Annotated in this window: 12 protein-coding genes and 4 tRNA genes; 6 read left to right on the plus strand and 10 right to left on the minus strand. The window is 39.6% G+C overall.

Features of this window, described 5'->3' with window-relative positions; translation table 11 throughout:
- Positions 1-329 precede the first annotated feature (329 nt).
- The 4 genes from A9267_RS10200 to A9267_RS10215 form a co-directional block, all read right to left on the minus strand.
- Positions 330-405 (minus strand) — tRNA-Thr (locus tag A9267_RS10200).
- A 7-nt stretch (positions 406-412) separates the two neighbouring features.
- Positions 413-488 (minus strand) — tRNA-Phe (locus A9267_RS10205).
- Positions 489-894: 406 nt separating this feature from the next.
- A tRNA-Thr gene (locus A9267_RS10210) sits at positions 895-970 on the minus strand.
- 7 nt (positions 971-977) lie between these two features.
- Positions 978-1,053: transfer RNA gene (locus A9267_RS10215), tRNA-Phe, on the minus strand.
- 328 nt (positions 1,054-1,381) lie between these two features.
- Between A9267_RS10215 and A9267_RS10220 the strand changes: the two genes are divergently transcribed.
- Positions 1,382-1,936, plus strand: coding sequence for a cytochrome b (locus tag A9267_RS10220; RefSeq protein WP_065109071.1), 555 nt, complete (start codon positions 1,382-1,384; stop codon positions 1,934-1,936).
- Between the two features lie 88 nt (positions 1,937-2,024).
- Positions 2,025-2,600, plus strand: a complete 576-nt coding sequence (locus A9267_RS10225; protein ID WP_065109072.1) for a YceI family protein — start codon at positions 2,025-2,027, stop codon at positions 2,598-2,600.
- A gap of 115 nt (positions 2,601-2,715) precedes the next feature.
- On the opposite strand, the gene A9267_RS10230 is transcribed toward A9267_RS10225, so the two are convergent.
- The 6 genes from A9267_RS10230 to mutY all read right to left on the minus strand — a co-directional run bounded on the left by A9267_RS10230 (position 2,716) and on the right by mutY (position 11,587).
- Complete coding sequence (locus tag A9267_RS10230) at positions 2,716-3,576, minus strand: sugar-binding protein (protein ID WP_156669139.1); 861 nt, start codon at positions 3,574-3,576, stop codon at positions 2,716-2,718.
- A gap of 153 nt (positions 3,577-3,729) precedes the next feature.
- Positions 3,730-6,108: a GH36-type glycosyl hydrolase domain-containing protein gene (locus tag A9267_RS10235; protein WP_197495524.1), complete on the minus strand. Its 2,379-nt coding sequence runs from the start codon at positions 6,106-6,108 to the stop codon at positions 3,730-3,732.
- Between the two features lie 3 nt (positions 6,109-6,111).
- The gene (locus A9267_RS10240; protein ID WP_065109073.1) at positions 6,112-7,551 is read right to left on the minus strand and encodes an MFS transporter; all 1,440 of its coding nucleotides are present in this window, start codon (positions 7,549-7,551) and stop codon (positions 6,112-6,114) included.
- 525 nt (positions 7,552-8,076) lie between these two features.
- Entirely contained in the window at positions 8,077-9,879 is a 1,803-nt protein-coding gene (locus tag A9267_RS10245; RefSeq protein WP_065109074.1) for an aryl-sulfate sulfotransferase, read from the minus strand.
- A gap of 310 nt (positions 9,880-10,189) precedes the next feature.
- On the minus strand, positions 10,190-10,468 hold the full coding sequence (locus A9267_RS10250) for an oxidative damage protection protein (protein ID WP_055026356.1): 279 nt from the start codon (positions 10,466-10,468) through the stop codon (positions 10,190-10,192).
- 9 nt (positions 10,469-10,477) lie between these two features.
- Positions 10,478-11,587 (minus strand): A/G-specific adenine glycosylase, encoded by a 1,110-nt coding sequence (gene mutY / locus A9267_RS10255; protein WP_065109075.1) that lies wholly within the window; start codon positions 11,585-11,587, stop codon positions 10,478-10,480.
- A 268-nt stretch (positions 11,588-11,855) separates the two neighbouring features.
- Here mutY and trmB point away from each other — a divergent pair, with 268 nt between their 5' ends.
- From trmB to A9267_RS10275, 4 genes are all read left to right on the plus strand, one after another.
- On the plus strand, positions 11,856-12,572 hold the full coding sequence (gene trmB, locus A9267_RS10260) for a tRNA (guanosine(46)-N7)-methyltransferase TrmB (protein ID WP_055026354.1): 717 nt from the start codon (positions 11,856-11,858) through the stop codon (positions 12,570-12,572).
- A gap of 58 nt (positions 12,573-12,630) precedes the next feature.
- Positions 12,631-12,957, plus strand: a complete 327-nt coding sequence (locus A9267_RS10265) for a 50S ribosome-binding protein YggL (RefSeq protein WP_065109076.1) — start codon at positions 12,631-12,633, stop codon at positions 12,955-12,957.
- A gap of 8 nt (positions 12,958-12,965) precedes the next feature.
- On the plus strand, positions 12,966-13,880 hold the full coding sequence (glsB, locus tag A9267_RS10270; protein WP_065109077.1) for a glutaminase B: 915 nt from the start codon (positions 12,966-12,968) through the stop codon (positions 13,878-13,880).
- A 468-nt stretch (positions 13,881-14,348) separates the two neighbouring features.
- The gene (locus tag A9267_RS10275) at positions 14,349-15,179 is read left to right on the plus strand and encodes a YggN family protein (protein ID WP_065109078.1); all 831 of its coding nucleotides are present in this window, start codon (positions 14,349-14,351) and stop codon (positions 15,177-15,179) included.
- Positions 15,180-15,425: the final 246 nt, after the last annotated feature.

Here is a 15,425-nt window from a genome sequence, read left to right on the forward strand (position 1 = left end):
CAGCAGTGACTCCGAGGAGTTTTTTCATTCTTACCATTTTTATTTCCCTATATGATTGAAGAGCTGTGTAGATTTTTTGAACACCAATTATAAGTTAACAGCTAAATTAGCGATTAAACAAGTAACTACGAGATTGTTTACATAAAGATGAGGAAATATCAGTATATGCACTGATAGAAATTTTGCTTAATAAGCCGGCAAATTAGTCAGACAAATAAATGATGAGGTGAATGGTTACTTTATTAAATGATAAAAGGGCAGTTCGGGATGGGTGAAATAGTAAAAATTAGATACAAAAAAGCCACTCATTTGAGTGGCTATTCTGTATATGGTGCCGGCACCAAGAGTCGAACTCGGGACCTACTGATTACAAGTCAGTTGCTCTACCAACTGAGCTATGCCGGCTAAATTGTGGTGCCCGAACCCGGAATCGAACCAGGGACACGAGGATTTTCAATCCTCTGCTCTACCGACTGAGCTATTCGGGCAACTAAACTAAGCGTTAGTTAACTACTTCAAACAAGAAACTAACTTGGTCATTAGTGTCTGTGCCGTTTGGAGTGCGCACATACTATAGTCATGGTGATTATCGTGCAAGTGCTTTTTACGCTTTTATATTCGATCAATCAATAAAACAGCAATTTTGTGTTTTATTGGATTAAATTTGAACTAAACACACTACGAAATCGTTGTTTGGTACTGTAGGAGTAAGAGTAGGCATAGAAGTAATAGTAAGAGTATAAGACTAGGGGAAGCTGGTGCTGTAATTTTGATGAATTCTATTGTTCTCTAGTCGTTAGCGAAATAAATACAACTTTACGATGGGAAATGGGACAAGTTAGCATCAAATTTTAGACACAAAAAAGCCACTCATTTGAGTGGCTATTCTGTATATGGTGCCGGCACCAAGAGTCGAACTCGGGACCTACTGATTACAAGTCAGTTGCTCTACCAACTGAGCTATGCCGGCTAAATTGTGGTGCCCGAACCCGGAATCGAACCAGGGACACGAGGATTTTCAATCCTCTGCTCTACCGACTGAGCTATTCGGGCAACTAAACTAAGCGTTAGTTAACTACTTCAAACAAGAAACTAACTTGGTCATTAGTGTCTGTGCCGTTTGGAGTGCGCACATATTATAGGGATGGTTTTATTGACGCAAGTGCTTTTTACAAGTTTTTTATTGTTCGGCTAGTAAATGTTCAAAATGCATGTTTTTTGTCAATATAAAACTCGGCATTGTTAGAAATAATCAACTTACTTGGTATTTGGTATTTTATAAACGTTCTAAAAAATCGAATGATTGTAGCGAAATTTAGCCATTTTATTTTATATTTTTATCTATAAACTCATTTCTATCAAATATGAGGGATGACGAAACATGTTGGTCAATACACGAGATGGATATGGCTTATTCACAATATTACTTCACTGGGTTAGCGCATTATCCATTTTAGGTTTGTTTGGTTTAGGTTTTTGGATGGTGGATTTAACGTATTACAGCAGCTGGTATCAAACTGCGCCTAATATCCATAAAAGTGTCGGAGTACTGCTACTTGGTTTAACACTTATACGCATCCTATGGCGTTTTATCTCTGTCACAACACAGGCTAACTCATCACACAAACATTGGGAAAAACAGGCCGCCAAATGGACTCATAGGGCTTTTTATTTATTGATGCTACTGATAATGACAAGTGGCATTTTGATTTCCACAGCCGACGGCAGGGGAATAATGGTATTTGATTGGTTTGAATTACCTAGTTTGGGTAGCTTTATCACTAATCAAGAAGACATTGCAGGTGTTATTCACCAATATCTTGCATACGGGTTAATTGCTTTAGTTGTGATTCATGCCGCTGGAGCGATTAAACATCAACTTATTGATAAAGATAGCACCCTGACAAGAATGATAAAACCCGTAAAACCGAAGTAGCCTATCGAGTACTTATTTCACTCAAGCGTCGGAAAATTATACTTCATCACTTTTAATCACATGATTAATTTATATAAAGGAATACATAATGAAAAAGCAACTGATTAGCACGGTATTTGGCGCCATTTTGTTAGTACCTGCGATGGCCAATGCTGCAGACTACAAAATTGATACCCAAGGAGCGCATGCATCAATTCAATTTAAGGTCAATCATTTAGGCTATAGCTTTGTGACAGGCCGCTTTAACGATTTTAGTGGTGACTTTAGCTACGATGCTAATAAGGTCAACGACACTAAGGTTAAAGTAACCATTAATACAACCAGTGTTGATTCAAATCATGCAGAGCGTGATAAGCATTTACGTGGAAGTGATTTTTTAAATACGGGTGAATTTCCTAAGGCCGAGTTTGTATCAACGACAGTTGAAGATAAAGGCAATGGGAAAGTGGTCGTAAATGGTAACTTAACGCTAAACGGCGTGACCAAACCTGTGGCAATCGATGCGACAGTCATTGGTGAAGGTAAAGATCCATGGGGTGGTTATCGAGCAGGTTTTGCAGGTACGACAGAATTTGCAATGAAAGATTTTGGGATAAAAATGGACCTAGGCCCAGCTTCAGCAAATGTGAGCTTAGATCTCGTTATTGAAGGGATTAAACAATAACGTCAATTGCGCAATCGAATACTTAATCGACTGAAAAAAGATTAGTCGGGCTATTCACAAAAACGCCACTCAGTTATTGAGCGGCATTTTTTGTATGTCAGTGTAGGTTGATTGGCTAATTTTGCTTGTTAGTTAATATAATATGGCCAAATACATTGGCATCTTTATACCCTCGATTCATATCGCCATTCACGGCTTTGATGGGGTGAGAGCCAATAAAGTTTTCCCTCGTTTTACTGCCGTCGTTATCACAATAAGCCAGCATAAATCCGAGTTTTTTATTACCGCTAAGGGTGACTGGCGATACTTGATGGTCATCAGATGCTGTTAATGAATCATTATAATTGTCAGGGAATACCTTAATTGCCATTTCCCAATACACTTTTTGTGGGTTAGCCTCATCGCGAGACCAAACAGTTGTAATATGTTCATTGAATGTCATTGCTTGTTTTTGAGTTGAAAAATCGGCAACTTGTCTGTCCAAAGCAACATGATAAGCAAAGGCGTTGTGGCTAAATTGATGTTCACCACCCGAGGCATCTTCATCTAAAAACACTTCAACGGTATCGTCATCCCAATACAGTACAGTTGGATCCGCGGTTTGATCAAATAACACATCATCAATGACTTCAGTGAGTAGATAGAGCGTGTCTTCACGCCAAAGCAACTTGTAGCGACCACTAAAATCATTTTTATCTATTGCAGCACCAATGATCATGTTATCGATTGGGTGCCAGTTTGCATGTTGCCAATCCGCGTCATTCGGGGCTCCATCAATGTTAATTTCTTCATTGGCATAATTGACCATAATAGTTTGATGGACATACTCTGTGAACCTGTCTTCAGTAGTGGCTTGCACACTGTACGATGAAAAAAACGCTGGGAGTACGAGCAGTGATATCGCTGCTTGTGTCATATGCTTTTGGGTGAGTGTGAGTCCTGTTATGAAGGAGACATGTTTGTTGAACCATTCCATAGTGTTAATCCGTTTTAGTTTAATCGCAGACGAGAATTGATATGTTACCGCGGTTGATATCGATGTTATCAACCGGTAGCTTACCTATATTGAATAGCGTAAAGCTATCAATTCAATCATCTAATTTTTCATATTGGCGAGTCATTTTTGAATCTAGCTTATAGGCAGTAATACTTTTAACCGGTATGTTTGATTAGGTAAAACATCAAAATTAAACTCGCCATTGGCATCGCTTTCTAGTGGCACATCATCAACCCAAACTTGTTGTGTAGTAACGGTGGATGTTTGACTTACCTGCATCGTTATTTGGGCTTGCCTGAATCGTCGACTGACATGTAGCTCTGGCCATGATTTAGGTAACTGAGGCTTTATCTTTATCCCCTTTGAAGTGCCTTTAAGGCCAACGAGTTGCTCAATAACAATGCGATAGATCCATGCAACGGTACCAGTATTGAATAATTGACTCGATTTACCAGCATCTTCAGGGAACTGAAAATACGCTCCACGAAAGTAATTAGGGATAAAGACGGGAAGTTGCCCACGAGAGAGGGCATTTGCTTCTGATTCTGCACAAATCATTGTATGCAGTAATTCAAATGCAGCTTCGGTTTCACCTCGCTCAAATAGGGCGAAAATATAGAAAGCACCAGCATGGTTGTAAACTGAACCGTTTTCACCAGTACCAGGAAATTTCTGAGTTAAGCGACCAACTTCTTCATTCATATGGGTGTAGCTAGGCGCAAGCATCATCATGCCAAACGGCGTTTGAAGTTGTTGTTTTATCTGCAATTTCATTTTCTGCCATTGGTTGTTATCGATAGCACCTGATAGCATTGCAAAACTTTGCGGGTTGAGATAAATCCTACCTTCTTGATTTTGACTCACACCGAAGCAGTTTCCGGCATCGGTAATGCCTCTAGCAAACCATTCACCGTCCCAGCAATGCTGATTCACATCTTGGTTTAATGTACTCGCTTGCTGTAATAATGATTCGGCAAGGCTAGCATTACCTGTTGATTTAGCAACGTTAGACCATAACCTCATGGCGTAAGCACTGGCTAAGCTTAACCAGCTCGATACGCCTTTGCCTTGATATCCCACCATATTCATCGGATCGCACCAATCACCTTGATTGATGTAATTCAGACCACGATGATCTCGTTGAGACCATAAAAATGTCAATGCCAATTCAATATGCTCGAAAACTGTTTTAGGCGCTATGTCATCTGCAAACGGAATAGGCTGGTGTAAGAATTCATAATCTGCTGTTTCGTCAAGATATGTGGTAATACAAATAACTAACCAAACACAATGATCCGTATGTGGGATTTGGTTGATATATTTAAGTTCAGACTCTGGGTTTAATAAAATACCATCAGGCATTTTACCGCTACTATTTTGCTGCGATAACGCCTTAACGAATGCGGCTTTTGTTTCATCAGGCTTGAGGTAAACCATTCCCATTGCATCTTGAAGGTAGTTTCTTGTTTGCGGATCTGTACTTAACCGATTGACATCACCATGGTAAAAAACTTGCCTTGGTAACCAGTGATTAATAAAGTTATCAAATTCCTTATTAGGGCTAGTTATACTAAGTTGTTGGTCAGCTTGAGCGATGTACTCTTGGTATTGTTTGTTAATTTTTTCTCGTTTCTCAGGAGAGCCCAAATAGTGTTGCTGTAATTGCTTGGCTTCAAACTTATCTTTTACAGGGGCAAAAACAAAGTTGGCTTGAAAGTGCTGCTTCGTTTGCAAAGGTAAATCATAATGCATCACAGCAACCGGTGTTTGGTAATGAGCAGGTTTAGATGCTAATGCTCGATTGATGATAGCATCAGGGTTATTAAGCCCTCCTTCACCTTCAAATACTGCTTGGCGAGTTTCGTAACTTGTCGGGGCAATATCACTCATTAATACCGTTGTGTCTTTAAAATCTTGATGCGCAAAATATTGTTCTATTTTTTGATACGGTGTTACTGACTCACACAAAATGGCATTTAACTCTGCATCAAAATGTGCAGATTGGTTCATCCATGACATATAACCTACTGGGAAGTAACTGTAGATACTCAAGTCACGTGAGCGACCACTATTGTTTGTGATATTAAGTTGCCAAAGTTCAGCGCAATCAGTGGTAGTTAATGTAAGTGATAACTCACAAACGATATCAAGGTGAGTGATGTGCCAGCTTATTTTTTCTTTTTCGACAATAAACTCAAAAGAGTCAGTAGCTTGTTTGACGGGGGCATAAGGAATAGAAAACAACTCACCAGATTGATTATCTTTTATATAAAAGAATCTTCCTGGGTGATGGCTAAAATATGGATGCTCAGGCTGCATAAAGGTTTTAGCTTCAAGCGCAGGGCCATGAGCATATTTTGCAGGCTCGGGTTGCATAAATTGGGCAACGGCATAGCCACGACAATTCATTTGAATCATCATTTTTTTATTCCATAAAAAGCCACAAGCATTTGGCATACTTGTTGGGCTGTTTAGGCTGACTGCACCGTTTGCCTGATGGTAAGTGATCACTATTTATTCCTGAGCTGTAGTTTGAGTATGAAGGTTTGGCTGGCTTGTTTTTGCCTTAGGCTTATCTCGGTTACTGACGTTTTCATTTGCATATAATTGCTGAGAAATCTCAGCCATTTTGGCTTCATTTAAGCTGTAATGTTTAACAACCCAAACCGCTAATAATGCAAATATGGCTGGAATTAATGTGTTCAGTAGTAAAATTCCCATCAGAGAGTCTGGTGATTGCTGCTGATTGGCCACATAGCCCATTGAAGATAAGAGCCAACCAATCATGGCACCTGCAAATGCTCCCCCTAATTTTTGAGAAAAAGCAGCGGCAGAGAAAATCATTGCTGTTGCTCGGCGTCCATTTTTATATTGAGAGTAATCTGCAGTATCTGCATACATGGAAAACACCAGCGGTGATTTGGGGCCAAGACAGAAACCAATTAAGGCTTGCATGATAAACATTAGAGTAATGTTGTTGGGTGGAATCAGGTAAAAACCAGCCGAAAAAACAGCAACTAAACTCATCAAACCAATCAATAAACTGCGTTTATCAAAATAGCGGCTGAGTATTGGTGTAGATGCTGCGCCAATCGCTAATGAAATCATATATACAGCCGTGAATGTTCCAATTAAGTCTTCTCGACCGACGTAATATTTAAAATAAAATGTCCCGGTGCTGGCGCGCAAAGTGATGGTGAACATAATAATCAGTGCTAGTGAGAATAATATTAACCAAGGTTTATTATTCGATAGATCAATCAGGTCTTGTTTGATACTGGTTTGCTGATTAACGGGTGGTGAAATTCGTTCTTTGGTCGCGAAAAAAGTGAGCGTAAACAAAACAGCAGAGATTAAGCCATAACACCCCATTGTCAGTTGCCAGCCTAGGGCTTGCTCTCCGTTACCTAGCAAGGTCACAAGCTCAGGAGTCAGGTAAGCGACGAGTGTGCCACCAGAAAAAGCACCGATGAATCGAAAACTGGTCAAGGTAGTACGTTCTTGACTGTCTGCGGTGACTACACCTAAAAGGGCGCCATAAGGCACATTAATAAACGTGTATGCCAACATCATGAAAATATATGTGCCATACGCCCATATAATCTTGCCATCATCGCCTAGATCTGGAACGGTAAAAGTGAGTATACCTGCCGCGGCGATAGGGATAATGCCCAGTAATAAATAGGGCCTAAACTTACCAAAGCGAGTGGAAGTTCTATCGGCTAATGCTCCCATCAACGGATCCGAGAAAGCATCAATAAGGCGAGTAACCAACATCATAGTGCCGACAGCAGCAGCTGAAATACCAAATACATCGGTATAAAAAATAAAGAGGAATACATCAAATACACGCCAATAAAAGTTAGATGCCACATCCCCAAGGGCGTATCCAATTTTTTCTTTTAGCGATAATTTTTCAGAGACGGTATTAGTCTGTTCGATATTTTGAGCCATTGTTATGGTTACCTTGGTTGATTCCATCCAATTTGCTTTTAAAGCCCACTTTCAGCTAACTGATTTTTTATTGATATTTATTTTTAATAATTAGTGTAAGCGCTTACATTGTTGTTAGAATGTAAATGATTAATCAAATTTTGACCAGTGTTAATTTGGGCTAAACTGAGTTTTTATGGCTGTGGCATCAAAATTGTGCGGTTTTTTTAAGTATAAATACTGAAAGTTAGCGATGAGTTTTAATCGCGATAGCTAAAGGTTTACGGATTACTTTAGAAGATTTACAACATAACGATATAGGGCAGGGAAATTTGGGTTTCTTGTTATCAAAGTCTAACCATTACCAAATTAAAGCATGATTTAGTAGGGCGATGTTTAGTAAGGTATTGTTTAGTAAGGTATTGTTTAGTAAAAATAGTGCTTGAGGGAAAAGTAAAACGCCCTTCTAGATTCTAGAAAGGCGTTTAAGAAATAATGATTATAAATAGAGATGATTAAATCGAGTTGCTTATTTAATCAAGCATCTTATTTAAGCATGTCTTGTACTTTAATGACTTGTGCACGATAGCCCGTAGCAAATAAATCATGGCTGCCAATATTGATTCTAACGGCAGGTTTCGTCTCGCCGTAACGATGCTCTACTAATATCGACTGAACTTTACCTGTGGTGTCATCCATTTTAAGGTTGCCATAACCGCCACCTAAACCAAATAACCCTGCAGATGCAAAGTAGCTCATCATGCTGTCTTTATCTTGTTGGTATTTTACGATTGAGGTCACTGGTGAGTAGCCATCGTAACCTAACTCATCTTTACCGTATTCCCATACTTGTTGAACCGTGAGATTCTGTTCATCAATTTTGTATTCAACTGAGCGAGAGTATTTTTCAGTGGCAAACATAGGCTGGCCAAGATGACGTCCATCACCATTATCAAATACCGTTAGTGTGCCTTTTTCTGGTACTAAATAAGCAGTATGTGAGGTGTAAGAGAAGTCAAAATTAGTGCCGCGACATAAACCTTTTTCGTTACAGTTAAGCTTATTACCTTGTTCATCCACAGGAGTAAGCAGTTTACTGGCAAACTTTTCAGACCAGCCTTTAGTTGGACTTAATATCCATTTCACTTGCTTATCTCTGCCTATCTTTATGACAGCGGATTGATGACGAGAACTGATAATAATGCTGTCGTCACTGCTATCGTAGTCGATAGAATTGACATGAATCCAATTTCGACCCGTTTCAACGCCGTGGATATCACCATAGGGGGCATTTTTTAAATCTTCTAATGTAGTTTGGTGTCCCGCTTGACTTGCATTGATGTTTAAACACACTGCGCCAGCATCTAATGATAATAAAGCATCATCTCGCATAGGATCTAAAATAGTGTTTAGGTCCCAGTAATCAATTAGTTTTCCGGTATTATCGACCTCGATGATTTGATCTCTAATCGTGTTAACTAGCATACCATCAGGACGACGATAATCTTTGGCGGCGGCTCTGATAAAGATATTGCCGTTGCTAGCTTCAATACCTTCATGGGATGCATCAATAAAGTTACCAGGCAAGCTGTGCTCTGAAATCATTCTGCCCATTAAGGACATTTTCTTCCAGCCTTGACCCTGTACCCAAACCATATTGCCATCGGCGGTTATGTTCATTCCCATAGCGTAACCTGCATTTTCAAAACTCTTTGAATCGTGAGTGGTATACGGGTTTAAATACCAGCGAATATCGCCCGCGGTATCAATAATAAAAAAGCCTGGTTTACCGTCCCAAGAAAAAGCACCTGGTGCGTCGGGATTATTGTGCGCTAATTGACCTGTTTTACCGTCAGGGTTGGTCCAATTTACAAAATATAAGCGGTCTTTAAAATCTGCATCGACATGTTCAACTTCAACGATAGGGGCTTTGGCCCATTGACTCTCGGAAAAGCCCATATCAATATCAGGGGTAAGCATTTGGTAATCATGACTATGTTGTTGGCCATTTTCGGTCCATTTCACGGTAAAGTGATTCATTAGCGCAGGGTATAAACCAAAAATGGGCACACCGCCTTCATTCATGACGCGCATGTCATCGACTTGATAGTTAATCGCAACTCCCGTGTCATCCTTAGCATGAACTGTCACTTCCACATTGGAGATCTTATGACCGTTAAGCGTCACTAATGCTGTTAACGGTGCATTTTCATATGGGTTATGAACGAGATAACCTAAAGGCGCATCCGGTACCGGAATGGGTTTCATACCTAGTGGATCAGCGGCTAAGTTAGGAGCTGAGAAGCAAAGGCTTAGTGCTAAAATTGAATGAACGAGAGGCTTAAACATACAAAATCTCTTTAAGGTAATATGCTGAATATTATAGAGAGAAATAGCCATTTTTAATGTTGCCTAACTGACATATTGTTGAGTTTATTTAATTATTAATAGCGGGGTCACGGTTTTAACATTTTATGAAGAACAATTGAAAATAAAGGGAACTTTTAGCAATGAGAGAAATAGTGAGATAGTAATAGCAACCAAATGAGAAAATTGACCGAATAGGAGGTTAGCGGTTATGACTATTAAAACAGTTATATTAAGAAAACTTGTATCAGCGCAGGTTGAACTGATACAAGCAATAAACCAGCGTTAACAATTACTCATCTTCAGCTGGTGGTACATAACCTTCAATTTCAACGTCTTTACCTTCAAATAAAAAGTTAACCATTTGCTCTTCGAGGAACTTGCGGTCATCAACATTCATCATGTTCAATTTATTTTCGTTAATTAGCATCGTTTGCTTTTTTTGCCACAAACCCCAAGCTTCTTTACTAATTGAATCAAAAATACGTTTGCCGACTTCACCTGGATAAAGTTGAAAATCGAGTCCTGCTGCTTCTTTGTTTAAATATGCGCAATTAACATTACGAGCCATGATGTTTCCTTAACGGGATCCTGATGTTGGATCTGCTGCTGAAAGTGCGACTAAGTGAGATAAAATCCGCTCTGTTGCTGCGGCTAATCCGACTTTAGCTGGATGATGTATGTTATACCAGAGTGTCTGGTTTTGTTCCATTGTCGTGTTTTCAAATAGGCGATTATTTTGCTCTGTTTCAATCTTTACTAAAACGGGTTGAATATCTAAATGAAAATGACTAAATGTGTGTCTAAATCCTGCAAGCCACTCAGGTTCGCAATGGTCAATGTTATTATCGCTAAATTCTTTAGAAACATAATCTTGCAAAGCTTGTTGTGACTCAAACTGAGGGAAGCACCATAACCCTCCCCAAATACCCGCTGGTGGCCTTTTAAAAAGTATAACTTCGCCTTGATGCTGTTGCACCAACATAAATGCTGACTTGGTCGGTATCGTCTTTTTAGGTTTTTTCCCTGGGTATTCGGTTTGTCTGCCAGATAGCTGCGCTTGGCAATCAATAGCGACAGGGCAGCGTTCACATTGAGGTTTACTGCGAGTACAAACCGCAGAACCTATATCCATCATTGCCTGATTAAATTTTCGTATCTCTTTTTTGGGTGTCAGTTTATCGGTAAGCGCCCAAAGCTGTTGTTCAACAGACTTTTTACCAGGCCATCCTTCTATGGCTCCATGTCTTGCTAGAACGCGCTTTACGTTACCGTCTAAAATGGAATGATGTTGCCCAAGGGAAAGTGACAAAATTGCTCCAGCGGTAGAGCGGCCAATACCGGGAAGTGCGATGACATCGTCTATGTTTTCGGGAAACGTCCCTTGGAACTGTTCACAGACTGTTTTAGCCGCTTTGTGAAGGTTTCTTGCTCGTGCGTAATAGCCAAGACCTGTCCAATGGTGAAGCACATCATCTTCACTTGCTGCAGCCAAGTCAGCGATAGTTGGAAAACTAGACATGAACTTTTCGTAATACGGGATCACGGTAGCAACTTGAGTTTGCTGCAACATGATCTCTGAAATCCATACTCTATATGGGGTTTTATTCAATTGCCATGGCAAGGATTTACGGCCATTGATATCGTACCAAGCGATGATACGCTCGGAAAAAGAGTTAACATTTTTCATCGAGGCAGTGTATATGGCAAGGTTAGCTTAAACAAGTCAGCATGTAATTTGCTGCAACAAAATACTCGTTAAAATGGAGGATTGAAGCATTAAAGTGATTTTTAGTGGTTCAATATATGTAAATTGCCAAAATAACGATAAGAATCTTGCTATCAAAGTGGCTTAAGTAGTTTAGTCATACTCATTTTACGATATACTTACTGACTATTTTATGATTTGAAGTGACACATTGGGCCACTTTATATAGCACCCAATTGATGAGGCAATAATGAGCGACGTTACTACCGCTGAATATAACGAAGATGGTAAATATCTTCGTAAGATTAGAAGTTTTGTATTAAGAGAAGGGCGCCTGACTAAAGGTCAAGCACAAGCCATTGAGTCATATTGGCCAACGATGGGCTTAGATTATACCCCTGAACCTATCAATCTTACTGAGATTTTTAATCGTGACGCGGATACAGTGTTAGAAATTGGTTTTGGTATGGGGGCATCACTTGTTGAGATGGCTAACGCTGCGCCAGAACTAAACTATATTGGTATCGAAGTGCATAAACCGGGTGTTGGTGCTTGTTTAGTCGATGCTGGTAAAGCTGGGGTAACTAACTTACGTGTTTATCATCATGATGCGATGGAAGTATTAGAAAATAGTATTGCTGATGGTTCGTTAGCGAGAGTCCAACTATTTTTCCCTGATCCATGGCACAAAAAACGTCATCATAAGCGCCGGATCGTACAAGCTGAGTTCGCTCAACTAATCCGTCGTAAGCTTAAAATTGGTGGTGTCTTCCACATGGCGACAGATTGGGAAAATTACAGTGAACATATGCTAGAAGTGATGTCTGCTGCTGATGGTTATAAAAACCAGTCAGCAACTAATACTGTCGTTGAGCGTCCTGAGCATCGTCCATTAACTAAATTTGAAGCTCGAGGCCATCGCTTAGGTCATGGTGTTTGGGACTTGATGTTTGAGCGAGTAAGCTAAGCTTATTCCTCAACTTGTTATAACAATATCTTTATTTAATACTAACTAGGATAAAAACATGGCTAAGAATCGTACTCGCCGTTTACGTAAAAAGTTACGCGTTGATGAGTTCCAAGAACTTGGTTTTGATGTCAACTGGACGTTCGAAGAAGCAATTTCTGAAGAGGATATTGATAAAGCTGTTGACGAGTTTATCGATCAAGTTATCGAGCCTCGTAAATTAGGCTTCCATGGCGGCGGTCATAAAATGTGGGAAGGTATTATTGCAACGCAGCAAATCGGTAAATGTACTGAAGAAGACGTTGCTGCTGTGAAAGCATTTTGGGAATCGAAAAAAGTGCCTCAACTTGAAGTTAGTGCACTTTATGATATCTGGTGGGGCTAATATAGCCGATGCCTGAGCAAATATTGCTAGAACAAGTGGTCGACAAAGTTCGGCCACTTATTGGTTCTGGGAAGGTCGCAAACTACATACCAGCATTGGGTAATGTCGATCCGAATAAAATTGCCATAGCAGTCACCTCAGCTGATGGTCAAACTGTGGGCGCTGGCGACTATCTTGAGCCATTTTCAATTCAAAGTATCTCCAAAGTATTTAGTTTAACTCTGGCGTTGAGTTTGTATTCTGAAGATGAAATTTGGTGTCGAGTAGGTAAAGAACCTTCGGGTCAGTCCTTTAATTCGCTTGTACAAGTTGAATTAGAACGCGGGATCCCGCGAAATCCCTTTATTAATGCCGGTGCTTTAGTGATTGCCGATTTGATTCAAGCAAGACAAAGCGCCCCTAAGCATCGTATGTTGGAAGAAGTACGAAAGCTTAGTGGTAACTCACATATTTGTTTTGACAAGAATGTGGCTAACTCTGAGTTCAAATTCAGCGCTAGAAATGCCTCTATTGCTTACTTAATGAAGTCTTTTGGAAATTTCGAAGGTAATGTTGATACGGTATTAAAAAGTTACTTTCATTACTGTTCATTAAAAATGAACTGCGCGGATTTATCAAAAGCGATGTTCTATTTAGCTAATCGAGGGAAAACCTTACAAGGTCATCAGTTGATTACACCTGTACAAACTCGTCAGCTGAATGCTTTGCTTGCTACATCAGGTTTATATGATGGTGCAGGGGAGTTTGCCTATCGAGTTGGTATGCCGGGTAAAAGTGGCGTAGGCGGTGGCATCATTGCTGTAATTCCTGGAGACATGTCCATTTGTGTTTGGTCACCTGAACTTGATCAAAATGGCAACTCACTCGCTGGCACACACATGCTAGAACACCTTTCGCAATCTCTAGGCCGCTCGATATTTTAAAAGCGGCTTAATGCTTTTTACTTCAATATGTCGTATTTCAAGTCTTTCCTCTTCAATACTTTCAGTCTCAATGCTTTAAGTTTCAAAACCTTACGGTTCAAAATCTTCAGCCCCAAGACGGCTGAATTATAACCTGCTCTAATTAGGCTATCTTTATTCTGCAATCGGCGCAGAAAAGCGCTGATGAACTTACATTATTAATGTGTGAAATAAACCACTTTATGGTTAATTTCACGTCAACTGAATAAACTTTTTTAGTAATCCCGCCTAATTCGTTGCTAGAACATTTTCTTAATTGTTTGAAATATAATGATTTATATATTTTGGCACGCTGTTTGCTTTATATGGATTAAGTAAAGCGTTCTTTAACTGGCGCTAAGTCACTTAATAGAGTTTTGGTTCACTTATTATTAAAAATGCAGTCTAGTCGTGAAAGATTGTATTTGTTTAACAGCAAGGAAATGGCTAATGAAAACGTTAAATTATACCAACACAGGGTTACTTAAAGGCATTGCATTATCAGGATTAATTTTTACAGCTGGCGCCTTCAACCCTGCAATGGCTAAACTGTCAATTGAAGATCAGCAATGCAATGTAACCTTAAATTATGATGTGACGGTAGAACCGCAAAAACTACTCGTTAGTGAAAAAGGCCAAGAGTTATATCGTGTCGAAATGGGCGAATTATTTGTTGAAGGTAATAAAATTAAACTTAACGCTAAGCAACAAAACTTAGTGTCAGATTATTCTGAAGGCTTATCTAAGCAAGTTCCAGAAATTATCGATCTCGTTAATGAAGTCGTCGTACTTGCCACCGACGCTGTGAGTTTAGCGCTTACGCCAATTTTTGGTGATGCGACAGGGGCTAAGCTTGATGAAATGTTAGCAGGCATTCAAAGCCGCTTGGATGAAGCTGCTTATCAGCAAGGCGATAAATTCTATCTAGGAGCGACTGAATCATCAATTGAGCAAGCATTCAATGAAGATTTCGAGAAAGAAATGGAAGCGATGATAGAGAATTCTATGGGCAGTTTTATGATGGCCCTTGGTGCTGAAATGATGTCTTCAGAAGGTGGTAGCTTCGAAGAGAAAATGGACTCGTTCGGAAAGAAAATGGAAAAAATGGGCGAGGATATTGAGTTACAAGTTGCTGAGCAATCAGAAGCTATCGAAGCGAAAGCTGAAAAGATTTGTGAAGACTTTGAAGAACTTATGATTATAGAAGGTGAGATGCGCCAGTCTATCCCTCAGTTGTCTGATTACCAATTAGCAACATTAGATCACGAGTTATATGAGTAATTTACCTTGAGTGACTCTTTAAGCTTGAGTGAAGCTTAAGGTAATAACAATTACCTATTCTTTAGCGGTAATTATTCATTATCTTGATTGTTCAATTTATAGCATTGTTAAAATGTACCTGACCTTCCCCTGCAACCTTTTGCAGGGGCTTTTTCGTTATTAATCCGCTTAATCCCCTTATTCAACGACATTTCTAAGAAACTAATTATTTGTTCTGATAAAAAAATTGTATATTATAAATATAGA

The sequence above is a fragment of the Shewanella sp. UCD-FRSSP16_17 genome (assembly GCF_001675935.1).
Lineage (GTDB): Bacteria > Pseudomonadota > Gammaproteobacteria > Enterobacterales > Shewanellaceae > Shewanella > Shewanella japonica.